Annotated in this window: 19 protein-coding genes; 6 read left to right on the forward strand and 13 right to left on the reverse strand. The window is 72.9% G+C overall.

The window, feature by feature from the left end; all coding sequences use genetic code 11:
- Positions 1-103 precede the first annotated feature (103 nt).
- Positions 104-4981: a DNA repair ATPase gene (locus tag AL2_RS35160; RefSeq protein ID WP_067641517.1), complete on the forward strand. Its 4878-nt coding sequence runs from the start codon at positions 104-106 to the stop codon at positions 4979-4981.
- 50 nt (positions 4982-5031) lie between these two features.
- On the opposite strand, the gene AL2_RS35165 is transcribed toward AL2_RS35160, so the two are convergent.
- Positions 5032-5439: a hypothetical protein gene (locus AL2_RS35165; protein WP_067641519.1), complete on the reverse strand. Its 408-nt coding sequence runs from the start codon at positions 5437-5439 to the stop codon at positions 5032-5034.
- 173 nt (positions 5440-5612) lie between these two features.
- On the opposite strand from AL2_RS35165, the gene AL2_RS35170 reads away from it, so the two are divergent.
- Together AL2_RS35170 and AL2_RS35175 are read left to right on the forward strand one after the other, a co-directional pair.
- A complete protein-coding gene (locus tag AL2_RS35170; RefSeq protein ID WP_157438570.1) occupies positions 5613-6107 on the forward strand; it encodes a hypothetical protein in 495 nt (164 codons plus the stop codon).
- A gap of 249 nt (positions 6108-6356) precedes the next feature.
- The gene (locus AL2_RS35175) at positions 6357-7379 is read left to right on the forward strand and encodes a zinc-binding dehydrogenase (protein ID WP_067641523.1); all 1023 of its coding nucleotides are present in this window, start codon (positions 6357-6359) and stop codon (positions 7377-7379) included.
- Positions 7380-7395: 16 nt separating this feature from the next.
- On the opposite strand, the gene hypE is transcribed toward AL2_RS35175, so the two are convergent.
- From hypE to AL2_RS35195, 5 genes are read right to left on the reverse strand one after another with little or no spacing between them, the layout of a single operon-like run.
- Positions 7396-8439, reverse strand: coding sequence for a hydrogenase expression/formation protein HypE (gene hypE / locus AL2_RS35180; RefSeq protein ID WP_067641525.1), 1044 nt, complete (start codon positions 8437-8439; stop codon positions 7396-7398).
- 16 nt (positions 8440-8455) lie between these two features.
- A complete protein-coding gene (locus tag AL2_RS35185) occupies positions 8456-8950 on the reverse strand; it encodes a DUF892 family protein (RefSeq protein WP_067641527.1) in 495 nt (164 codons plus the stop codon).
- Positions 8947-9078, reverse strand: coding sequence for a hypothetical protein (locus tag AL2_RS39950; RefSeq protein WP_281181652.1), 132 nt, complete (start codon positions 9076-9078; stop codon positions 8947-8949). Before AL2_RS39950 ends, AL2_RS35185 begins: the two co-directional genes overlap by 4 nt.
- Positions 9075-9842, reverse strand: coding sequence for a hydrogenase maturation protease (locus tag AL2_RS35190; RefSeq protein WP_245667129.1), 768 nt, complete (start codon positions 9840-9842; stop codon positions 9075-9077). Before AL2_RS35190 ends, AL2_RS39950 begins: the two co-directional genes overlap by 4 nt.
- Positions 9830-10501: a DUF6084 family protein gene (locus AL2_RS35195; RefSeq protein ID WP_067641529.1), complete on the reverse strand. Its 672-nt coding sequence runs from the start codon at positions 10499-10501 to the stop codon at positions 9830-9832. The genes AL2_RS35190 and AL2_RS35195 overlap by 13 nt, the downstream gene beginning before the upstream one ends.
- A gap of 218 nt (positions 10502-10719) precedes the next feature.
- Here AL2_RS35195 and AL2_RS35200 point away from each other — a divergent pair, with 218 nt between their 5' ends.
- Together AL2_RS35200 and AL2_RS35205 are read left to right on the forward strand one after the other, a co-directional pair.
- Complete coding sequence (locus AL2_RS35200; RefSeq protein WP_067641531.1) at positions 10720-11058, forward strand: hydrogenase maturation nickel metallochaperone HypA/HybF; 339 nt, start codon at positions 10720-10722, stop codon at positions 11056-11058.
- Between the two features lie 69 nt (positions 11059-11127).
- Positions 11128-12171 carry an aldo/keto reductase gene (locus AL2_RS35205; protein ID WP_067641533.1) on the forward strand — a complete coding sequence of 348 codons (1044 nt, stop codon included), beginning with the start codon at positions 11128-11130 and terminating at the stop codon, positions 12169-12171.
- On the opposite strand, the gene AL2_RS35210 is transcribed toward AL2_RS35205, so the two are convergent.
- From AL2_RS35210 to AL2_RS35225, 4 genes are all read right to left on the reverse strand, one after another.
- On the reverse strand, positions 12161-14314 hold the full coding sequence (locus tag AL2_RS35210; RefSeq protein ID WP_067641535.1) for an acyl-CoA dehydrogenase family protein: 2154 nt from the start codon (positions 14312-14314) through the stop codon (positions 12161-12163). The genes AL2_RS35205 and AL2_RS35210 overlap by 11 nt on opposite strands.
- A gap of 70 nt (positions 14315-14384) precedes the next feature.
- Positions 14385-14864, reverse strand: coding sequence for a ribosomal protein L7/L12 (locus AL2_RS35215; protein ID WP_210748623.1), 480 nt, complete (start codon positions 14862-14864; stop codon positions 14385-14387).
- Positions 14865-14931: 67 nt separating this feature from the next.
- Positions 14932-15504, reverse strand: coding sequence for a TIGR03086 family metal-binding protein (locus tag AL2_RS35220; protein ID WP_067641539.1), 573 nt, complete (start codon positions 15502-15504; stop codon positions 14932-14934).
- Between the two features lie 66 nt (positions 15505-15570).
- Positions 15571-16575, reverse strand: coding sequence for an oxygenase MpaB family protein (locus AL2_RS35225; protein WP_067641541.1), 1005 nt, complete (start codon positions 16573-16575; stop codon positions 15571-15573).
- 97 nt (positions 16576-16672) lie between these two features.
- Between AL2_RS35225 and AL2_RS35230 the strand changes: the two genes are divergently transcribed.
- The gene (locus AL2_RS35230; RefSeq protein WP_067641543.1) at positions 16673-17314 is read left to right on the forward strand and encodes a TetR/AcrR family transcriptional regulator; all 642 of its coding nucleotides are present in this window, start codon (positions 16673-16675) and stop codon (positions 17312-17314) included.
- Positions 17315-17321: 7 nt separating this feature from the next.
- On the opposite strand, the gene AL2_RS35235 is transcribed toward AL2_RS35230, so the two are convergent.
- The 3 genes from AL2_RS35235 to AL2_RS35245 are packed head-to-tail and all read right to left on the reverse strand — an operon-like array spanning position 17322 to position 21894.
- Positions 17322-17942: an isochorismatase family protein gene (locus tag AL2_RS35235; RefSeq protein WP_067641545.1), complete on the reverse strand. Its 621-nt coding sequence runs from the start codon at positions 17940-17942 to the stop codon at positions 17322-17324.
- Positions 17939-19834 carry a hydantoinase B/oxoprolinase family protein gene (locus tag AL2_RS35240; protein WP_067641547.1) on the reverse strand — a complete coding sequence of 632 codons (1896 nt, stop codon included), beginning with the start codon at positions 19832-19834 and terminating at the stop codon, positions 17939-17941. Before AL2_RS35240 ends, AL2_RS35235 begins: the two co-directional genes overlap by 4 nt.
- Positions 19834-21894, reverse strand: coding sequence for a hydantoinase/oxoprolinase family protein (locus AL2_RS35245; RefSeq protein ID WP_067641549.1), 2061 nt, complete (start codon positions 21892-21894; stop codon positions 19834-19836). The genes AL2_RS35240 and AL2_RS35245 overlap by 1 nt, the downstream gene beginning before the upstream one ends.
- Positions 21895-21897 lie beyond the last annotated feature (3 nt).

Below are 21897 nucleotides of genomic sequence, written 5' to 3' on the forward strand. Positions count from 1 at the left end.
GGGTCGCTGCTCTGGGGGCCGCCAGGCCGGCGACCCGCCGCACCGCGAGAGCCGGAGTCGTCCGGCACCGGGTCCGGCAGTGCGACGGAGATGGGAGAGACGGGTGACTGAGGACGTCCGGGAGGGTACGGGCGGCGCCGAGCTGGACCACGGGACCTACGAGGTGCTGCGGGCGCGGCTCGGCGAGCAGGCCGGGGAGCTGGCGCGGCGCGCGGAGGAGCTGAACGCGCGGCGGCTGGAGGTCTTCGGCGGCGCGGAGATGCGGCTCGCCGGCACCGAGCGGATCAGGACCGGGCACAACTGCGTGCCCCGCGACATGGTCGCGCTCGGCGACGTGATGCTGTTCGGCTACAACGTCTTCCTCGGGCTGAAGCCGGAGACGGCGGTCGGCGACGTCTTCTCGCTGCACCGGTTCACACGGGGCGAGGACGGCATCGCGTTCGCCGCCGCCGGGCCGGAGGCGGTGCCGGGGCTGCTCGACGACCCGCGCTTCCTGCGCGACTTCGCCGACATGTACCGGTACTACCGGCAGGCGCGGCTGCTCCAGCTGCGGCTCGTGGACGGCCGGCTGCTCGCGGTCTTCCAGACCGGGCCGCGGCTGTCGGACCTGCGCGTGCTGCGGTGGCGGACGGCCCCGGGCGGCGGCGTCGCGTACGAGGACAACCAGGGCGAACGCGACCACCAGTTCCCGCCGGCGCACGACGTCGACTGGGTCGAGACCACACGGGACGACCACGTCCTCGGGCGGCACCCGCACATCTCGATCGAGGGCGAGGTGTTCGTCGAGACGATCGGCGGCACCCTCACCGTGAAGATCGAGGACAACACCGGCACCGGCGAGGGGATCTACTCCGAGCCGGTGGACGAGGCCCTGCAGTCGCTCGCGGACGCCGACGTCCTGCACGCGCGGGTCGGGGCGCTGATCCTGCTGCGGATCCGGCCCTACAACGAGCCGGCGTGGCGGCACCTGGTGTTCAACGTCCGCACGAAGGAGGTCGTGCGGCTCGACGGCATCGAGCAGGCGTGCCGGCGGCTGCCCGACGACCACGGGATCATCTTTCCGGGCGGCTACCACCTGGACACGGGCGCGGCGAAGACGTTCGACACCGACGTCACCGGGCTGGAGTACGAGCGGGTCATCCGCTCCCCCAACGGCGAGGACGTCCTCTACGTCTTCCACTCGCGGGAGGACGGCCGGTCACTGCTGCTGCCGTACAACATGATCCGCAAGCGGGTCGCGACGCCGGTCGCGTGCCACGGGTACTCGCTGTTCGAGGACGGGACGCTCGTCGTGATGCGGGCGTTCACCGACGAGCCGGCCCGCGTCCACCCGATGCAGATCTGGGCGACCCCGTACGTCTCGGACGCGCACGCCGCCGCGCAGCCGGTCGGGTCCGGGCCCCTGGAGCGGGTGGGGAACGCCGACCTCGTGCGCGGCATCTCCGAATGCCTGTCGATCACCCGGATGGTGGACGAGATGTCGCCGTCCTCCAGGGTGTTCGAGGCGCTGATCTCGTCGTGCACGCGGGCGGCGGACCTGTACCACTGGCTGGCCGAGGAGGAGCTGGGCGACGTCGCCGCGCCGCTGGCGGACGTCCGCGCGACCGCCGGGCAGGTGCTGGACGAGTACGAGAAGGTCAGGGCGCTCACCGAGCAGGCTGTTTCCGCTGTTTCCGAGGCGGCCGGGCACATCGCCGCGCTGGTCCGCCGGGCGCGGGCCGAGACGCCGTCGACCGCCGACGGCTGGATCTCGGCGCTCGCCGAGTTCCGCCGCGCCCAGGGGCGCCTGGAAACCCTGCGCGACCTCCGCTACGTCGACGCGACCCGCCTCGACGAGCTCTCCGAAACCGTCCAGGCCGAGCTACGGGACGCGGGCCGGGGCGCGGTCGAGTTCCTGCAGGGCGACGACGCCTTCACCGGCTACCACGCGGAGGTCGAGCGCATCGCCGAGGCGGCCGGCGCCATCGAGACGGCCGCCGACGCCGCGCCCCTCGCCGGCCTCCTCGCCGCGCAGAACGAGGGCCTGGAGGTCGTCACCGAGGTCGTCGGCGACCTCGACATCACCGACGCGACCGCCCGGACGGGCATCCTGGAACGGGTCGGCGAGGTCCTCGGCGGCCTCAACCGGGCCCGCGCCGTCCTGGACAACCGGCGCCGCGACCTGCTGGGACGCGAGGGACGCGCCGCGTTCGCCGCCGAGCTGGCGCTGCTCGACCAGTCGATCGCCGGGGCGCTGGCGACCGCCGCCACGCCCGAAGCGTGCGACGAGCAACTGGGGCGCCTGCTCCTCCGGCTGGAGACCCTGCAGGCCCGCTTCGCCGAGCTGGACGCGTTCCTTGCCGAGCTGGAAACGAAGCGGACCGAGGTCTACGAGGCGTTCTCGTCCCGCAGGCAGACGCTGCTGGACGAGCGCGCCCGCCGCACCGGCCGGCTGGCCGAGTCGGCCGAGCGGATCCTGTCCGGCGTCCGCCGCCGCGCCGGGACGCTCGCCTCTCCGGACGAGGTCGGCACGTACTTCGCGACCGACGCGATGGTGGCGCGGCTCCGCTCCATCGCCGCCGAGCTGCGTGCGCTCGACGACGACGTCCGCGCCGAAGAGCTGGACGGACGCGTCAAGGCCGCCCGCCAGGAGGCCGGCCGCGCGCTGCGCGACCGCCTCGACCTGTACGGGGACGACGGCGGGACGATCCGGCTGGGCCGGCACCGGTTCGCGGTCAACACGCGCCCGATCGAACTGACCCTCGTCCCGCACCGCGACACCGTCGCCTTCGCGATCACGGGCACCGACTACCGGGCCGCCGTCCGGGACGAGGGCTTCGCGGCGACCCGCCACCTGTGGAACCAGACCCTCGTCTCGGAAACCCCGGAAACGTACCGCGCCGAGTACCTGGCGGCCTCGATCCTGGCGTCCTCGCCCCCCGGCGAACTGCGGCGGGCCGCCGCCGGCGGCCGCCTCCTCCCGCTCGTCCGGGACGCGGCCGCCGACCGGTACGACGAGGGCTACGAGCGCGGCGTCCACGACCACGACGCGGCCCGCATCCTGGAAGCACTGCTGCGCCTGCACGCCGACGCGGGCCTGCTCCGCTACCCGGGCCCGGCCCGCGCCGCCGCGCAGCTGTTCTGGACGCACGGCCCGGAGGAGACCGAACGCTCCACGTGGGCGACCCGCGCCCGCTCCCTCGTCCGGGCCCGCGAAGCGTTCGGCGGCACCGGCGCCCTCGCCGGCCTGACCGCCGAACTGGCCGCGTCCGTCACCGCGTTCGCCGAGCGGAGCGGCCTGCCCGCGCCCCACCCGCTCACCGCCGAGTACCTGGTCGAAGAGCTGGCGGCGGGCCCGGACGGCTTCGTGACGAGCCAGGGCGCCCGAACCCTCCTGAAGGGCTTCACCCAGGCCCTGGGCGACACCGCCCTGGGCGACACCGGCCTGGACGACGATCTGCGCGGCGCCGGCACTCTCGCCGCACGACACCAGATCGCCGAAGCCTGGCTCGCCTCCTACCTCGGGACGGGCGCGGACGGCGACCCCGCCGACGTCCCCGAGGCCGTGGCGACGCTCCTCTGCCCGTCCGCCCGCTACGACTCCCCCGCCGCCCTCACGGCCACGATCGAGGACCTGCTCGGCGACCACCCGCGCGTCACCGGCCGCCGCCTCGACCTGCGCCTGGACGAGCTGCTGGCCCGCACCCACCGCTTCCGCACCGAACGCGTCCCCGCGTTCCGCGCCTACCAGAAGACCCGCAACGACCTGATCGCGTCCGAGGAGGAGCGCCTCGGACTGGCCGGCCTCAAACCCCGCACGATGAGCGCGTTCGTCCGGAACCGCCTCGTGGACGAGGTCTACCTGCCCCTCATCGGGGACAACCTCGCGAAACAGCTCGGCGCCACCGGCGAGGGCAAGCGCACCGACCAGATGGGCCTGCTCCTGCTCATCTCACCCCCCGGCTACGGCAAGACGACGCTCATGGAATACGTCGCCGACCGCCTCGGCCTGGCCTTCGTCAGAATCGACGGCCCCGCCCTCGGCCACGACGTGACGTCCCTCGACCCGGCCCGAGCACCCAACGCGACGGCGGCCCGCGAGGTCGAGAAGATCAACCTCGCCCTGGAAATGGGCAACAACGTCCTGCTCTACGTGGACGACATCCAGCACACGTCGCCCGAGTTCCTGCAGAAGTTCATCCCCCTCTGCGACGCCCAGCGCCGCATCGAAGGAGCGACGCGCACCTACGACCTGCGCGGCAAGCGCTTCGCCGTCTGCATGGCCGGCAACCCGTACACCGAATCGGGCCGACGCTTCCGCATCCCCGACATGCTCGCCAACCGCGCGGACGTGTGGAACCTGGGCGACGTCCTCTCCGGCAAGGACGACCTGTTCGCCCTCAGCTACATCGAGAACACGCTGACCTCGAACCCCGTCCTCGCTCCCCTCACGACCCGCGACCGGGGCGACGTCGAACTACTGGCGCGCCTGGCCTCCGGCGACGAGACCGTCCGCCCCGACCGCCTGTCGCACCCGTACTCCCAGGCCGAACTGGACGAGATCCTCTCCGTCCTCGAAAAGCTGATCCACGTCCAGCACGTCGTCCTGATGGTCAACCGCGCCTACATTGCCTCCGCCGCTCAAGACGACGCATCTCGCACCGAACCGCCGTTCCGCCTCCAGGGCTCCTACCGCGACATGAACAAACTCGCGGAACGCATACTCCCAGTCATGAACGCGGCCGAACTGGAAGCGGCCATCGACGACCACTACCGGGCCGAGTCGCAGACGCTGACCTCGGACGCCGAGGCGAACCTACTGAAACTCTCCGAACTACAAGGGAACCTGACGCCCGGTGAGATCGAGCGCTGGACGGAGATCAAGACGGCCTACCGGCGCTCCCAACTGCTGACCGGCAACCAGGAAGACCCGTCCGTAGGCGCCCTACTGCACCTGGCCGACAAACTCTCCGCCATAGAAAAAGCCCTCCGCAACCACTGACCCGGCCGTCGCGAACTCCAGACGCCGGTCCGCGGTAGCGAATGGCCTTCTCAGGGGCGGTTCAGGACGATGGAGTTGTAGGGCGTCAGGTAGGGGAGCGCGTAGCAGGTGGCACAAGACGTGCCCTCCTTGGGCGGGATGGTCCAGCCGGGGTCGCAGTTGGTGCCGTTGTAGCCGTAGCACAGCGTCGCGGTGGCGCCGCCGTACTGGTTGTTGACTATGGGCCGGCGTCCGTACTGGTTGACCAGGTTGTGCGGTCCGTAGGACCAGAAGGTCTGCGTGATGTGCGAGAACGTGGTGTCGGTGTAGATGCACACGGCCCCGTAAGGGCATCCGAGCCAGGGGCCGCCGGCCGCCTTCGCCTCCGTGGGGCCGGCGACGGACCCGGCGAGCGTCGTCGCGGCGATGCCTACCGTCGCCGCCCCCGCGGCGAGCACCGTGCGGATTCTGGTTTTCATACCTTTCCCCCTGCGAGAAGTCGAACGGTCGAGCAGAAGCTACTCAGGCACTGCTTCACATCGGCTTCACATCGGCTTCACCGCATCGCCTCGGCGGAGGCCGAAGCCGTTCTGAAGCAGCCGTGAAGCCGCCGATTGGTGTACTTCTCCCAGATTCGTTGGAAGGAGACGTGATGAGATACCCGAGAATGCCGGCCGCGTCGGCCGCTCTCTTCGCGGTCATCGCCGCCTTACAGGTGATGTTCCCGGTCGGCGCTCCGGCCGCGCATGCCGCCGAGAAGAAGGACGGCGGCCGTCCCGGCGCGTCCGACGCCAGGACCCTGGCCTGGACGCCGTCGCTCACGCCGCTCGACTCCAGAAAGGAGAGGGTGAAGCCCAATCTGACCACGGAGCAGCGGAACAACCTTCTCCACAACTGCTGGAGCGGCTACCTGTGCGTGGCCGTGGGTGAGGGGGACGGCCAGCACACCGTGTTCGAACTCTGGTACTGCACGAGGCGGACCCTCTCCAACTTCCTGGGCGCCGGCGCCGTCACCAACAACCAGTACACCGTCTATCCCGCCGTCCTGAGGGACCGGAACTACATCACGCGCATGACCATTCCGACGAACAACGTCCCCACGCGCGTCGACGACTGGGGTCCGATCTGGTACATCGACGTCTGCTGATGACGCTCGTCGTGTAAGCGCGGACCGGTCGTTCTGTTCCCGCCGGCCCGTCCCGTGGACGACATCCAGCACACGTCGCCCCCGTCCGTCGGCGCCCTGCTCCACCTGGCCGACAAACTCGCGGCCATAGAAAAGGCCCTCCGCAGCAACTGACCAGCGAGATTCGGCCAAACCCAATCAGGCATTGACCTCAACATTGGTTCAGGTTGAAGACTGAGGTCGACGTCGTCTCAAGGGAGGGTGCTGCTCATGCGTGCGGTTCAGGTGGTTGCGTTCGGTGGGCCGGAGGTTCTGGTGCCGGTGCGGGTGGCCGACCCTGTGGCCGGACCAGGGCAGGTCGTGGTCGGAATGGAGGTGGCGGACGTCATCTATCTGGACACTCTGCTGCGGAGCGGGTGGGGGCAGGACTTCTTCCCTCGGACGCCGCCTTACGTGCCGGGCGGTGGCGGAGCGGGCGAGGTGGTGGCGGTCGGTGCGGGGGTGGACCCGGGTTGGGTCGGGCGGCGCGTGGTCGTCCGGACCGGCACCGGCTACGCCGAGCGGGTCGTCGCCGGCGAGTCGGAGATCATGCCGATCCCCGGCGGGCTCGGCACCGAGACGGCGGCGGCGGTGGTGCACGACGGCGTCACGGCGCTCAGCCTGGAGCGGCTCGGCAAGCCGGAGAAGGGTGAGTGGGTGCTCGTCTCGGCGGCGGCCGGCGGGGCCGGGTCGCTGCTGGTGCAGCTGGCCGTCGACGCCGGGGCGCGGGTGGTCGCCGCCGCGTCCAGCGATGCGAAGCTGGAGATGGCTCGCGGACTGGGCGCGGAGGTCCTTGTCGACTACACGCGGGCGGACTGGGTCGAGCGGGTGCGCGAGGCGACCGGCGGGGGCGTCGCGCTGGTCTATGACGGCGCGGGCGGCGCGCTCGGCAGTGCCGCTCTGGGTGCGTTGTCCGAGGGCGGACGATTCGTTACCTATGGCACCGCCGACGGCTTCGCCGCACCCGATCAGGAGATGGTCGCGCGGCGCGGGCTCCGGGTGCACGCCCCGCTCCTGGACGGCCCGCCCAATCAGGCGACCGTGCGGGAGCTGCTGAGCCTGGCGCTGGAGCGGGCCGGGGAGGAGCGGATGCGGCCGGTCATCGGCGCCACCTACCCGCTGGAGCGGGCCGCCGACGCCCATCGGGCCTTGGCGGCGCGCACCACGGTCGGCAAGTCGCTGCTGCTGGTCGACCCGCCGCCCGTCCCGGAAGACGGTGCGGTGGCCGCCACGGGGGTCGGCGAATCGAGGTAGCAGCGAAGGCGCCCCGTCAGCAGATTCGGGGGTGGGGAGCGCCTGCCAGCGGGTCCAAGGTCCGGGTGGTGCCGGAGGCGCTTCTCAAAAGGACGGTGCCGGGCGGGTCGTCCTGCACATGGCCGATCACGGCGGCGTCCGTGCCCAGAGGGTGCCCTCGCAGGGCGGCCAGCGCGGCGCTGGAGGATTCGGGTGCGACCACCACCACGGCCCGGCCCTCGCAGGCGGCGTGCAGCGGGTCGATGCCGAGGAGTTCGCAGGCGTGCCGCACGGCGGGACGGACCGGGATCGCGTCCTCGTCCAGCACCACGGCCAGGTCCGCGTCGGCCGCCAGCCCGTTCAGGACGGTCGCCACTCCGCCGCGGGTGGCGTCGCGCATGCGGCGGACGGCGCCCGGGCAGCGGGACGCCAGGTCGGCGAGCAGGCAGTTCAGCGGCGCGGTGTCCGAGGCCGTGTCCGTTTCGAGGTCGCCGCGCGCCAGCATGACGGCGACGCCGTGCTCGCCGATCGGGCCGGTGACCAGCACGGCGTCGCCGGCGCGGATCTCTCCCGTGGGCGGCGAGTGGACGACCCCCACACCGGACGTGTTGATGTAGCAGCCGTCGGCCTTCCCGCGCTGGACGACCTTGGTGTCGCCCGTGGCGATGTCGACCCCGGCGGCCTCGGCGGCGATGTGCATCGATTCGGTGATGCGGCGCAGGGAGGCGATCGGGAAGCCCTCTTCGAGGATGAAGCCGGCGGAGAGGTGCAACGGGGTCGCGCCGGAGACGGCCAGGTTGTTGACCGTGCCGTTGACCGCCAGGTCGCCGATGTCGCCGCCGGGGAAGAACAGCGGGGACACGACGAAGGAGTCGGTGGTGAAGGCCAGGTCGGCGCCGTTGACGGCGAAGCGGGCCGAGTCGTCCAGGCGGTCCAGGAACGGGTTGCCGAACGCCTCCTTGAACACCGCGTCGATCAGGCCGCGGGTGGCCCTGCCGCCCGAACCGTGCGCCAGGGTGACGGCGTCCTCCCGGAGCCTGGCCCGGGACGCGGGTTCGAGCACCTGCTCGTGGATGGTCATCAGAGTGCCTCCTGCGTCAGTCCTTCACGCCGTGCTGCCGGAGCGACAGGTCCACGGCCAGGTCCCAGCGGTCCGACAGCTCACCGGACAGCGCGTGCGCGTCGTCGCACATCCCCGTCGCGACCCGCGCCGTCTCCGGGTCGCCGGCCCGGTCGGCGACGCGGCGCAGCATCTCGGCGGCCGCGATCTGCAGGTGGGCGGCGACGTAGGCGTCCCGCACGTGCCGGCCGGCCGGGTCGCGGCGGCTGCGGCCCAGCCCGGCCTCCAGCACGGCCGCGAACAGCTGCCCCGCGTCCCGGATGATGGACGGCGACGAGCCGTGCGCCCGGAGCCGCGCCTCGATCTCCCGCGTGTGGACCCGGGTCCGCTCGGCGTAGCGGCCGAGCCGCCGGCAGATGTCCGGTTCGTTCGCCACGGTCGTCAGCAGCTCGCTCAGCGTGGCCTCGACGTGCTCCTGCAGCGCGTGCGCGTCCTTCAGGTAGCCGACGAGCTGCCGCTCGATCGTCGTCACGTGGCGGCGGACGTGCGCCGCCGGCGCATCGCCGGCGTCTCCTTGACCGCCGCGGCGAGCGCGAGCAGCACCAGCAGCGCGATCGCCAGCCGGGCCGCGCCCGGCGCGACGTGGATGCCCTTCCTCATGCCAGTTCCCCCATCTGTGCGTGGCCGGCGAGTTCCCGCTCGATCAGCCGCTCGACCAGCCGGACGGTCCCGTCGACCGCAAGGCCGACCGGCGTGCTGAGGTCCATCTCCCAGGTGGCGTCGGCGGCCCGCGCCGACGGCTCGCACGCGACCAGCAGGATCCGCGGCGGCACCGGGCCGTTCTCGCGGGCCAGCCGCAGCACCCGCGCCGGGTCGAGCCCGTGCGCGTCGACCGTGCCGTCGCCGAAGTCGCCGGAGTCCGGGTCCGGCTCGATGACCGAGACGGTGCCGGGCGCGTCGCCGCGGGCCGCCGCGTCGACCAGGATCACCGTCCGGTAGCCGTCGCCGAGCGCGCACATCAGGTCGATGCCGCGGATGCCGAAGTCGGTGACGTCCACGCCGTCCGGCACCCGGTGCCCCGCCAGCCGCCGGACGACCTCCACCCCGAACCCGTCGTCGCCGTGGAAGACGTTCCCGATCCCGGCGACGAGCACCTTGCGGGACGGTCCCTCCCGCGGCAGCGGCTCCACCTCGTCCAGCCCGATGAAGCAGCGGTGGCCGGGCCGGCCGGGGCCGCCGTCGACCGCGACGAGCAGGTGGAGCGCGCCGTCGGCGTCCTCCTCGACCCGCTCGACGGTGGCCGGGCGGCCGACGAGGACGAGGTCGAAGACGTCCGCGCCGCCGCGGGGCCGCAGCCGGACCCGGCTCCCCGCGGTCAGTGCCCGCCCGCGGGCGGGCGCCGCGCCCGCCCTCACACGCTCCACTCCTCCTCCTCGCGCCGCCGCTCGGCCCTCCGGAGCAGTTCGTCGACCGTGTCGTCGAACGAGGAGTGCGCGCGGCGCGCCCGGTAGGCGGCGAGCCGGTCGAAGCACGCGTCGTCCAGGCGGAGCCAGCGGGCGGCGCCGTGGGAGGACTCCACGAGGTCCCGCCACGCCTGGACGGGCAGGGCCCCGGTCTCCTCGTGGTGCCACGGGATCTGCCGGGTGCGGGACGTCCCGTCCTCGCCGGGGCAGAACACCGTGCCGTCGAAGGCGAGGTCGAGCGGGACGTCGCCGCCGTCGAGCGCGTGCAGGTACCGGTCGGCCTCGGTGTGCGCGTCGTGCCCGCACGGCAGGGACAGCGCCACGTCCGTCTCGCGGCGGAACGTCGGCACCGTCGCGCCGATGCGCGCCCACGGCAGGCCCTGCAGGGACCTGTGCCAGGTGTCGGGCGTGCCGAACACGCCGGTGAGCCGCTCGCGTTCGGCGTCGTCGTAGTCGCGGCGCGCCGCCGCGATCGTGACGGCCGCGGTCAGCAGGACGCACTGGACGGGCCCGCCATCCAGCCGCCGCAGCCGGATCCGCAGGTTCAGCGCCGGCGCCGCCGCGGACGTCCCGGCCTCGATCCCGATCAGGTCGAGGCCGAGTTCCGGCGCGCCGCTCATGCCCGTCCCCCGCACAGGGGTCCGCCCGCCTTGGTCATCTCTCCCCCAGTGATCATTACCAATTCGGCCTGCCCTTCCGGAGGTGGCCGAAACACTGTTCGGAAAGTCCGCGGAGCAGTGTGCCCGGGTGTGGTAAAGGGAGAGTTTGAAGAGGATGCTCAGGGGCACTCGCAAGCGCCTGAGCTACGGAAACACAGCGGCGAGCGGACGGAGGACGCGTGCACGAACTGGCCGTCACGGAAAGCCTCATAGAGGCAATTTGCAGTCAAATGCCCGAATCACGAGTGGCAGTCGTCCACCTCGAAATAGGGAAGCTTTCCGGAGTCATGCCCGACGCCGTGCGGATCTGCTTCGCATCCGCCGGGGAGGGGACGTGCGTGGCGGGCGCCCGGCTCGACATCACCGAGCCCGACGGCGTGGGCGACTGCGGCAGCTGCGGGACCTCCTTCGCGGCGCGCGGGCCGCTCGCGGTGTGCCCGTGCGGCAGCGCCGACGTGACGCTCAGCGGCGGCACCGACCTGACGATCAAGGCGGTGGAGGTCACCGGCGACGCGTGACCGGCTTGACCTTGAGTGCGCTCCAGCTCCTAGCGTTCTGGGCGTCCGCCAAACGAGGGAGTGCGCAGAATGCAGTACCGCAAGCTCGGTCGCACGGGGGTCGAGGTCAGCAGCCAGTGCCTCGGCGCCATGATGTTCGGCTACGTCGGCAACCCCGACCACGACGACTGCGGCCGCATGGTCGACCGGGCGCTGGACGCCGGGATCAACTTCATCGACACCGCCGACATGTACTCCACCGGGGAGAGCGAGGAGGTCGTCGGGAAGGCCATCAAAGGGCGCCGGGACGACATCGTCCTCGCGTCCAAGTTCTTCTTCCCGCTGGGCGAGGAGCGCAACAGCCGGGGCGGGTCGCGCCGCTACATCATGCGGGCCGTGGAGGCCAGCCTCCGGCGGCTGGGCACCGACCGCATCGACCTGTACCAGATGCACCGCCCCGACTGGGACACCGATCTGGACGAGACGCTCGACGCCCTCAGCGACCTGGTCCGGCAGGGCAAGGTGCTCTACGCGGGGTCGTCGTCCTTCCCGGCCGACCAGATCGTGGAGGCGCAGTGGGCCGCCGAGCGGCGGGGCGGCGTCCGGTTCGTGTGCGAGCAGCCGCAGTACTCGGTCTTCGCGCGGTCGATCGAGCGGGAGATGCTGCCCGCCGCGCGGCGGCACGGCATGGGCGTCATCCCGTGGAGCCCGCTCGCCGGCGGCTGGCTGACCGGCAAGTACCGGCGGGACGAGCAGCCGCCGGCCGGCTCGCGGTTCGCGCCCTCCGACAATCCGGTGTGGCGGCAGCGGGCCGTCGACGTGGACCCGAGCGCCCCGGCACGGTACGACGCCGTCGAGCGGCTCACGAAGATCGCCGAGGAGGCCGGGCTGCCGCTGACGCACCTGGCGCTCGCGTTCGTCGGCGAGCACCCGGCCATCACCTCGACGATCATCGGGCCGAAGACGGCGGCCCAGCTGGAAGACCTGCTCGCCGCCGCCGACGTCCGGCTGGACGCCGCCGTCCTGGACGCGATCGACGAGGTCGTCCCGCCGGGCACCGACATCGCCGGCATCGACCACCGGGACGGCAACCCGTCCCTGCGGCCGCAGAACCGGCGCCGGGTCACTTCTTGATCAGCGGGTCCCGGGGCAGCTTCAGGATGCGCTCGGCGATCTGGTTGCGGGTGATCTCGGACGTGCCGCCGGCGATGGACATGCCGCGGGAGCCGAGCCGCATCAGGCCGGCGAGCTGGCCGACGCCCTCGTCGAAGGCGGCGCCGGGGCCGGCGAACGCGGCGAGGAGGTCGGCGGTGGCGTGACCGTGCTCGGCGAGGACGAGCTTGGTGATGTTGCCCTCCGGGCCGGGCTCGCCGCCGGCGACGGCGCGTTCGGCGGAGCGGAGGTTGAGCAGGCGGAGGGCCTGTTCCTCCGCAAGGTAGGCGCCGACGCGTTCGGCGCCTGCGGGGACCCGGTCGCCGTGCTCGCGGTAGAGCCCGACGATGTCGAATCCGGTCGAGCCGCCGGCGCCGCCGCCGATGCTGACGCGCTCGTTGCCGAGGGTGGCGCGGGCGACCGACCAGCCCTGGTTCGGGGCGCCGACCACGTCGGAGTCCGGGACGAAGACGTCGGAGAAGAACACCTCGTTGAAGTCGGAGCCGCCGGTGATCTGGCGGAGCGGCCGGACCTCCACGCCGGGGTGCTCCATGTCGACGACGACCATGGTGACGCCGGCGTGCTTGGCCGCGTCCGGGTCGGTGCGGACGGTCGCGAACCCCCAGCGGCAGTGCTGGGCACCGCTCGTCCAGACCTTCTGGCCGTTGACGATCCAGCCGCCGTCGACCTTGACGGCGCGGGTCTTCACGGCGGCGGCGTCCGAGCCGGCCTCGGGCTCGCTGAACAGCTGGCACCAGATCTCGTCGCCGGTGAGCGCGGGCCGCACCCAGCGGTCGATCTGGTCCTGGGTGCCGTGCTGGACGAGGGTGAGGATCACCCAGCCGGTGATGCCGAGCTGGGCGCGCTTCACGCCGGCGGCGCGGAACTCCTCCTCGATGACGAGCTGCAGCCCGGCGCTCGCCTCCACGCCCCACGGGCGCGGCCAGTGCGGCTGGACGTAGCCGGTGTCGATGAGCTTCTGCCGCTGCTCGGCGGCGGGCAGCGCGGCGATCTCCCGGGCCAGCTCGCGGATCGCCGCGCGCTGCTCCTCCGCCTCGGGCGGCAGGTCCAGGGTCGTCTCGCGGACGACGCCGGCGGCCTTCAGCCGGGTCACGTCCCGCTCGGCGGAGCGCGGGTCGAACACGGCCTCCAGCGTCGCGGCCCGGCGCATCAGCAGGTGGGCGTCGTGCTCCCAGGTGAAGCCGATGCCGCCGTGCACCTGGATGTTGAGGCCGGTGTTGGACGTGAACGCGGGCAGCGCGAGCGCCGCGGCGACCGCCGCCGCCAGCTCGAACTGGTCGGCCGGCCCGGACGCGGCCCGCGCGGCGTCCCACCCGGCGGCGGTGGCCAGTTCGGCGGCGACGAGCATGTTCGCGCAGTGGTGCTTGACGGCCTGGAACGTCGCGATGGGACGGCCGAACTGCTCCCGGACCTTGGCGTACTCGACGGCGCTCTCCACGCATTCGAGCGCGCCGCCGACCGCTTCGGCGGAGACCAGGGTGCGGGCGACGGCGACGGCGCCGGCCCGCGCGCCGGCGAGGACGTCGGCGGCGGCGCCGGCCAGGGTGACGCGCGCGGAGCGGCGGGCCGGGTCCAGGTTGGCGGGGACCTCGACGGTGACGCCCGGCGCGTCCGCCCGGACGATGACCATGTCGTCGCCGGCCGGGAGGACGAGCAGCTCAGCCAGGCCGCCGCCGAGCACGACGCCCGCGTCACCGGTGGCGGCGCCGTCCCGCAGGGTCAGCGAGCCGCCGATGCCGAGGGCGGCCGGGGTCGCGCCGGAGGCGAGGCCAGGCAGCAGGCGCGCCCGCTGCTCGTCGTTCCCGGCGGCCGCGATCACCGCCGACGCGATCATCGTCGGCAGCATGGGGCCGGGCGCGGCGGCGCGGCCCAGCTCCTCGGCGACCACGACCAGCTCCTGGAGGCCCGCCCCGCCGCCGCCGTGCTCCTCGGGGAGGTGCAGGCCGAGCAGCCCGAGCCCGGCGAACCCCGCCCAGAACTCGGGGAGCGCCTCCTTCCCGGCGTCCAGCAGCGCGCGGTTCGCGGCCCGCGCCCCCTGGTCGCGCAGGAACGAGCGCGTCGTCCCGGCCAGCTCGCGGTGCTCCTCGCTGATGGCGATCGCCATGACCCCTCCTCGTTGCGTCCCGGACCAGAATGGCATTCGGTTGCCGTCGGTGGCGAGGGGTCGTCCGGATCTATCGCAGCGCTTCGACGAAACGGGCCGCCTCGTCGCGGCGCATCCCGGTCTCCGCGCACACCAGCGCGACGGCCGACTCGAAGTCGCCCGCGAGCTTGAACGCCCGCACCCGGTCCGACAGCACCCCGGTCCCGGCGGGCGGGAGCGTGGGGACGCGTCCCTCCAGGACGGCGTCGACGTAGTCCTTGGCGGCCTTCAACCCGAGGCCCGTCTCCGCGCGGACCATCTTGACCGCCGGTCTCACCTTCCCCTCGGCGAGCATCGCGCGGGCCTTGGCCTGCACCTCCGGCGGCACCAGCCGGGCGAAGACCGGGCCTTTCAGCTCGTCCACGTACTCCTTGGCCTCGACGAGCCCGGTGCCCGTGACCTCCCGGACCAGCCTGATGGCGTGGATGAACTTCTGCTCGGCGACCAGCTCCACCACGCGCTCGTGCGCCTCGGGGAGCATGTACCGCACGGGCGCCGACGACTTCTTCACGTGGTCACTCCTATGGCCGGGGGGCGGACGGGACGATTCTCGCGGACCCCGTCCCCCGCCGCACCTCTCAGCGCAGCGCCTCCTCCACCAGCGGGCGGCGGCCGAGCAGCGCGACGAGCCGTTCGCCGGGGGCCCCGTCCGGCGCCGGTTCCACCGGGTCGGCGAACAGCGGGCGGCGCGGTTCCGGCAGCACGAGCGGGCACATCGCCAGCAGGTCGCCCGCCAGGACCGGCGGGATGGCGCGCCCCTCCCCCGTGGCCTGCGCGATGTCCCAGCCGTGGACGGCGACCTCCAGCGCGCCCGCCCCGATCAGCAGCTCACCGGGGAGCCGCCGGTCCCCGACCGAGACCCGGCCCAGGACGGCGGTCGCCCGCAGCACCCGCACGGCCCGCACCCGCAGCGCCGACACCGGATCGTCCAGCGGGTCCTCCGGGCCCGGCTCCCTCCCGACCCGCCCCGCGCCCATGCCCTCGTGCAGCGCGGCCAGGGATTCACCGAGGTGCAGCACGAGCATGGTGAGGTCCCATGCCGCGCACGGCGTGCGGCGGCCGAGCATGTCCGGCGTCACCCCTTGGACGGCCGTCAGCGCGAAGCCGATCGCCCGGTCCAGCAGCCTGCCGCCGCCCGCGTCCGCACGCACATCCGGCCTCCGATCGGGTGATGGCCCTGTGCACTGTGGACCGCGACCGCGACCGAAAATCATCGATCAGGCGGTCGCCTCGACCTCCTCGCGGGTCAGCACGGGGTCGGGGGCGGCCGGCGCGGTCGAGGCGACGGGGGCCGAGACGCCGCCGGCGACGCGGGCCTCGGCCTCGCGGTACTCCCGGATCGGGCCGGTGGCGTCGTGCAGGCCGTTGAGGACGAGCCACAGGGTGCTGCGGCGCGCGCGCAGGGCGATCGGGTTCGGCGGCTGGTACAGGCAGAGCTTCTGCGCCCACTTCGGGAGCATGTCGCGGGCGGCCCAGTCCATGAACGAGCCGCCGGGCTCCCAGGGCTTGACCTTGCTGCCGCGCAGGTTCGGCCCCGTCTGGAACGCCTTGATCGGGGTGAGCGCCAGGCGCGGCAAGTAGGACTCCAGGCACTCGGCGACCGCCGCCTTGGTCTCGGGCAGGTCGGTGCCGCCCAGCGCCTCGCCGACGCGGACGAACTCGCGGTAGTAGCGGTCGATGTCGCGCAGCGGGCGCCGGTGGTAGCGCTCGTGCGCGGTCGCGAGACCCCAGACGACGGTGGCGTAGTTCCAGCGCAGCCACTCGGGGTCGTCGGCGTCGTAGGCCAGGCCGTCCGGGCGGGTGCCCTTGATGGTGTGGTGCATGGCGCGGACGGTGCGGGCCAGGCGCTCGGCGGTCGGGGTCGAGCCGTAGGCGGTGCCGATGAAGAACGAAAGGGAGTGCCCGAGCCGGACGGCGGCGCCCTCCGGGTCGATGTTCCCGGTGGGGATGCCGTCGACGCGCTCGGGGATGCGGGAGTGGTCGTAGGCCATCCAGCTGATGCTCGGGTCGAGGCCCTCGATGTAGGCGGCGCCGACCAGGCCGAGGATCAGCGTGGGCAGGTGCGAGTGGACGTACCAGACCGCGCTGCCCGGCCCGAACCAGCCGGGGTCGCCGGCCGGCCCGGCGAAGTCCAGGCCCTTGAAGAACCTGGAGCGGATATCGGCGTCGAAGGCCCGCTCGAATCGCGTCGCGACGATGTTCGTCCTGCCCGGCATCTGCACTCCCAAGTCTGGCTACAACTGTATCCAGAGTAAGGTCTGGGTACGCCCGTGTCCAGAGTTGAGCTCCACAACGGGACCGTGCCGGTATCGTCGGAGCATGGCGAACGCGCGCACAGCCACGTCCACCCGGTGGGCCGGGGTCCCCGCGAGCCGGCGGCGCGACGAGCGGCGCGCCATGCTGGCCCGCGCCGCGTACCGGCTGTTCGGCGAGGACGGCGAGGCGGCGCTGACCGTGCGCGCCGTGTGCCGGGAGGCCGAGCTGCACACGCGCTACTTCTACGAGAACTTCGCCGATACCGACGAGCTGCTCGCGGCCGTCTACGACCAGCAGGCCGCGGCCCTCGCCGAGGTGCTGGACACCGCGGTCGACGAGGCGGGCCCGAGCCCGGACGCCCGCACCCGCGCGGGCATCCGCAGCGTGCTGCGCTTCATCAGCGACGACCCCCGCAGGGGGCGCGTCCTGTTCGCGGAGGCGCGCGGCAACGAGGTGCTGGCCGAGCGGCGGCGGGCCGCGCAGACCGCCCTGCTGGACGGCGTGCTCGCGATGAGCAACATCGAGGACCCCGGGCTCCCGGTCGTCATCGCCGCGACCATGTTCACCGGCGCGATGACCGAGCTGGCCCAGCAGTGGGCGGACGGACGGCTCGGCGACGATCTCGACGCGGTCGTCGCCGGCGCCGTCGAACTCTCCCTCGCCCTCCACATCACGGCCGCCCGGCACGCCGCCCCGCGGGCATAGGGGACGCTCAGCCGATCAGCTCCAGGGCGCGGTCGAGGGAGATGACATCGGCGTACTTGGCCTGCAGGTCGAGCAGGTTGGCCTCGTGCAGGCGCCGGTCGCGGTCACCGCACGCCTGGTCCACCACGAGGGGGCGGAAGCCGTGCTGCAGCGCGTCGGTCGCGGTGGCCCGGACGCAGCCGCTCGTGGTCAGCCCGCAGATGAACAGGGTGTCGATGCCGGACGAGGTCAACGTCGCCGCCAGCGACGTGCCGTGGAACGCACTCGCGTACTGCTTGGTGACGACCGTCTCCCCCGGCTCGGGGGCGACCCCCTCGGCGAAGTCGCCGAGGGGGCTCCCTTCCTCGAACACGCGCAGCGCGGGGACCTTGCGGCGGAACAGCCCGCCGTCCGCGCCGCCCGGCTGGAGGCTCACCCGCGTGAACAGCACCGGCGGACCGGCCGCCCGCGCCGCCGCGACCAGGCTCGCGGTCGCCGCCAGCGCGCCCTCGACGGGGGCGCGCAGCGGGGAGCCGTCCTCCAGGTACGCGCGGGCGAAGTCGACCACCAGCACCGCGGGCGCGTCACCGCAGCCGAGGCTCTCGCCGAAGCCCGAGCGCCGGTAGTCGGCGACGAGGTCGTCCGTCATCGGCGCAGCGCGTCGGCGGACCGGACGTCGACCGGCGGGCGCGGCGCGGGCAGCCCGGTCTCCTCCTCGCAGCGGGCGAGGATCTCCGCCAGCGGCGGCCCCATGTCGAACACGGGGACCTCCGTCCGCCCGGCGGCCATCTCCGCCCGCAGCAGTTCGGTGGCCTGCACGTCGAGGACGCCGTCGTCACCGCAGACGACGCCGTAGCCGGCCCGGGCGCCGGCGGCGGTGACCAGCCCGCGCAGCACCTCCTGCGCGACCTGCTCGGCGGGACGGGCGAGCGGGTCGCCCCATCCGCCGCCGCCCCAGGTCACGAAGTGCAGCACGTCGCCCGGCGCGACCGGGACGTCGTGGATCTTGCTGGGCAGCACCTCGCGGGTGCCGTCCGCCCGGTCGATCCACTTGCGGCCCCGCTCCCCCGGACGCCCGCCGTTCACGCCCCACGGGTAGGTGAGCCAGCGGTCGTCGTGGATCGCGATCGTGCCCGGCTCCTCGAAGTGGTACGCCACGTCCACGCCGTTGCCGCCCCGGTGCAGGCCGGCGCCGCCGGAGTCGGCGATCGTCTCCCACCGCTCGATGCGCAGCGGGTAGTACGACTCCAGGTACTCGCAGGGGATGTTGACGAACGACGGCCACAGCGAGTGCCCGTCCGGGCCGTCCCCGACCGGGCGTCCCGGCACGCCGCCGAACCCGATGGAGTACAGCTGGAACCACTCGCCCTCGCGCGGCCCGGACGTGTAGTGCCCCGAGTACATGAAGTGCGGCGAGGACGAGAACCCGGCCGCGTTCAGGATCTCCGGGTTCGTCTGCCCGAGCAGCCCGCCGAACAGGTCGAACACGCGGCCGATGCCGTGGTTGCGGGCGTTCAGCGCGGCCGGGCGGCGCGGCTTCCAGAACGAGTCCTCGGGGATCGTCACGTCGATCAGCGGGTAGAAGCCGTCGTTCCACAGGATCTGCGGGTCGGCGACCGTGATCACGTAGATGCCGAAGAACATCCGGACGAGGTTCTCGTTGATGAAGTAGTTGATCGGCCCGACCGCCTGCGGGGCGGCGTGGCCGAAGTCCAGATGGATCTTCTCGCCGGTCCGGGTCAGCGAGATCTTCAGCTCGTAGGGGCCGTAGCCGCAGCCGTCGTCGTCGATGTAGTCGGCGAACTCCAGCGTCTGGCCGTCCTCGAAGAGGGCCGCCAGCAGCACCTTCATGGCCTGGTAGTTGCGGTCGAGCAGGGCGTCCAGCGCGGACAGGTACGTCTCGACGCCGAACCGGTCGCACAGCTCGGTCACCCGGCGGGCGGCCGTCGTGCAGGCGGCGGTCAGCCCGTTCAGGTCGGCCCGGTTCCAGTCCGGCATCCGCACCTGGTTGAGGATGATCCGCAGCGCGGCCTCGTTGAGCTTCCCGCCCTCGTACAGCTTGAACGGCGGGACGATCACGCCCTCTTCGTAGATGGTGCGGGCGTCGGCGGGCATCGAGGACGGCGTCTTGCCGCCCACGTCCGTCATGTGCCCGAACATCGACGACCAGCCCACGAGCCGGCCCTGGTGGAAGATCGGCACCACGAGCAGCCAGTCGTTGGCGTGGCTGATCGCCGCGCCGCACGCGTACGGGTCGGACGTCATCAGGATGTCGCCCTCGCCGATCGTCCCGTCGAAGTTCTCCAGGAAGTCGGGCACCGAGAGGCCGAACTGGCCGACGACCATCTTCCCGGACGGGTCGGCGATCAGCGGGAACTCGTCGTGCTGCTCGCGGATGCCCGGGGACAGCGCGGTGCGGAACAGCACCTCGTCCATCTCGTACCGGGCGTTGCGCAGCGCGTTCTCGATGATGTCCAGGGTGACCGGGTCGACGTCGACCCGGGCGGCCGGCTCGGTGGTGGTCTGCAGGATCTCGGCCATCAGCCCTCCTCAGTCGGACGGATCAGCAGGCTGCCGCTCGGGTGCACGGTCGCGGCGTGACCGGACAGGACGAGGGTGGTGGAGTCCATCTCGACCACGACGGCCGGTCCGGTCACCACGTCCCCCGCGAGCAGCTTGGAACGGTCGAAGATGCGGGCGGGCACGGACGCGCCGTCCATCCACACCTCGGTCTCGCGGAGCAGCGCCCCGGACGGGTCGCCGGTCCCCTCGGGCAGCGTGCGCCAGGCGACCTCCGGGCGCGGCCCGGACACGGTCACCCGCAGGTTGATCACTTCGCGCTCGTTGTCGAGCAGGAACGAGAACAGCCGCTTGTGCTCGGCGTCGAACTTGGCGCCCAGCTCGGTGAGCAGGTCGCCGTCCAGGGTCTCCCGGTCGATCTCGACGGGGATCTCGAAGCCCTGCCCGTGGTAGCGCAGGTCGAACTGGTACGTCGCGGTCTGGCTGCCGCGCGGGACGCCCTCCGACTCCAGCCGCCCGGCGGCGGCGTCCGCCAGCTCGGCGAGCGCGGCGCGCAGCTCGGCGTCGTCGAGGGTGGAGAAGCGGCGCACCATCGTGCGGGCGCTCTCGTCGCGGGCGCAGGTCGTCGCGTCCCCGTAGGCGCACAGGACGCCCGGCGACGGCGGCACGATCACCGGCCACGAGCCGGTCAGCCGGCCGAGCGCGTTCGCGTGCAGCGGGCCCGCACCGCCGAACGACATCAGCGCGAACTCGCGCGGGTCGAAGCCCTGCTGGACGCTGATCAGCCGCAGCGCGCCCAGCATGTTCTCGTTGACGATGTCGATGATCCCCGCGGCCGCCGCCTCCGCGCCCGGCAGGCCCATCGCCTCGGCGATGCCGCTCACGGCCTTGCGGGCGGCCTCGACGTCCAGCGAGATCTCCCCGCCGGCGAGCTCCGTCGGCAGGTAGCCGAGGACGACGTTGGCGTCGGTGACCGTGGGCTCGGTGCCGCCGGCGCCGTAGGCGGCCGGGCCGGGGTCGGCGCCCGCGGACTGCGGGCCGACCCGCAGCGCCTTGGTCAGCTCGGGCACGTGCGCGATGGAGCCGCCGCCCGCGCCGACGGACCGGACGTCCACGCTGGTGGCCCGCACGGTCAGGTCGCCGACGCTCGTCTCCCGGCCGATCCGGGGGCGTCCGCCGAGGACCAGCGCCACGTCCGTGGACGTGCCGCCCATGTCGAAGGTGAGGAAGTCGCGGAACCCGGCCTGCTCGGCGAACCACACCGCGCCGGTCACGCCGCCCGCCGGGCCGGACAGCAGCAGCGACACCGGGTCCTCGGCCGCCTTGGAGGCCTGGGTGAGCCCGCCGTCGCTGCGCAGCACCGACAGCGGCGCCGCGATCCCGCTGCCGGTCAGCGACCGGTCGAGGTTGCTGACGTACCGGGCGACTTCGGGCTGGACATAGCTGTTCGCCACGGTCGTGACGGTCCGCTCGTACTCCCGCATCTCCGGCAGGACGTGGCTCGACAGCGACACCGGGACGCCCGGCAGCTCCTCGGCCGCCAGCTCCGCGACCCGCCGCTCGTGCGCGTCGCTCGCGTACGAGTTGATCAGCGAGACGGTGAGCGCCTCGATGCCGGCCCCGGCGAGCCGGCGCAGCTCGGCGCGGGCGCGGTCCTCGTCCAGCGGGGTGACGACCCTGCCGTCGGCGGCGATCCGGCCCGGGATCTCGACGGTGTGCTCCAGCTTGGCGAGCGGCTCCGGCTTCGGCCAGATGATCCAGCCGGCCAGCCCGCCCGGCACGAACGACCGGGCGATCTGCAGCACCTGCCGGAACCCCTCGGTCGTCACCAGCCCGACCCGCGCACCCTTGCTCTGCAGGATCGCGTTGGTCGCCACCGTCGTGCCGTGCAGCACGTGCGCCACTTCGGACAGCTCGATCCCGGCGTCCCTGCATACCTTGCGGATGCCGTTGAGGACGCCCTCGGACTGGTCCGCCGGGGTGGACGCGGTCTTGGCGCGGTGGCTGACGCCGGTCTCCTCGTCCACCAGCAGCACGTCGGTGAACGTGCCTCCTACATCGACTCCTAGGCGATAACCCATGCC

The organism is Actinomadura latina NBRC 106108, from assembly GCF_001552195.1.
Classification (GTDB): domain Bacteria; phylum Actinomycetota; class Actinomycetes; order Streptosporangiales; family Streptosporangiaceae; genus Spirillospora; species Spirillospora latina.

What these genes read in the sequence shown, in the direction of transcription:
- AL2_RS35240 (WP_067641547.1), bottom strand. Translation starts at nt 19,834, where the DNA reads ATGGCCGAGATCCTGCAGACCACCACCGAGCCGGCCGCCCGGGTCGAC.
- AL2_RS35245 (WP_067641549.1), bottom strand. Translation starts at nt 21,894, where the DNA reads ATGGGTTATCGCCTAGGAGTCGATGTAGGAGGCACGTTCACCGACGTG.
- AL2_RS35230 (WP_067641543.1), top strand. Translation starts at nt 16,673, where the DNA reads ATGGCGAACGCGCGCACAGCCACGTCCACCCGGTGGGCCGGGGTCCCC.
- hypE (WP_067641525.1), bottom strand. Translation starts at nt 8,439, where the DNA reads ATGACCATCCACGAGCAGGTGCTCGAACCCGCGTCCCGGGCCAGGCTC.
- AL2_RS35175 (WP_067641523.1), top strand. Translation starts at nt 6,357, where the DNA reads ATGCGTGCGGTTCAGGTGGTTGCGTTCGGTGGGCCGGAGGTTCTGGTG.
- AL2_RS35210 (WP_067641535.1), bottom strand. Translation starts at nt 14,314, where the DNA reads ATGGCGATCGCCATCAGCGAGGAGCACCGCGAGCTGGCCGGGACGACG.
- AL2_RS35205 (WP_067641533.1), top strand. Translation starts at nt 11,128, where the DNA reads ATGCAGTACCGCAAGCTCGGTCGCACGGGGGTCGAGGTCAGCAGCCAG.
- AL2_RS35170 (WP_157438570.1), top strand. Translation starts at nt 5,613, where the DNA reads ATGAGATACCCGAGAATGCCGGCCGCGTCGGCCGCTCTCTTCGCGGTC.
- AL2_RS35165 (WP_067641519.1), bottom strand. Translation starts at nt 5,439, where the DNA reads ATGAAAACCAGAATCCGCACGGTGCTCGCCGCGGGGGCGGCGACGGTA.
- AL2_RS39950 (WP_281181652.1), bottom strand. Translation starts at nt 9,078, where the DNA reads ATGAGGAAGGGCATCCACGTCGCGCCGGGCGCGGCCCGGCTGGCGATC.
- AL2_RS35235 (WP_067641545.1), bottom strand. Translation starts at nt 17,942, where the DNA reads ATGACGGACGACCTCGTCGCCGACTACCGGCGCTCGGGCTTCGGCGAG.
- AL2_RS35195 (WP_067641529.1), bottom strand. Translation starts at nt 10,501, where the DNA reads ATGAGCGGCGCGCCGGAACTCGGCCTCGACCTGATCGGGATCGAGGCC.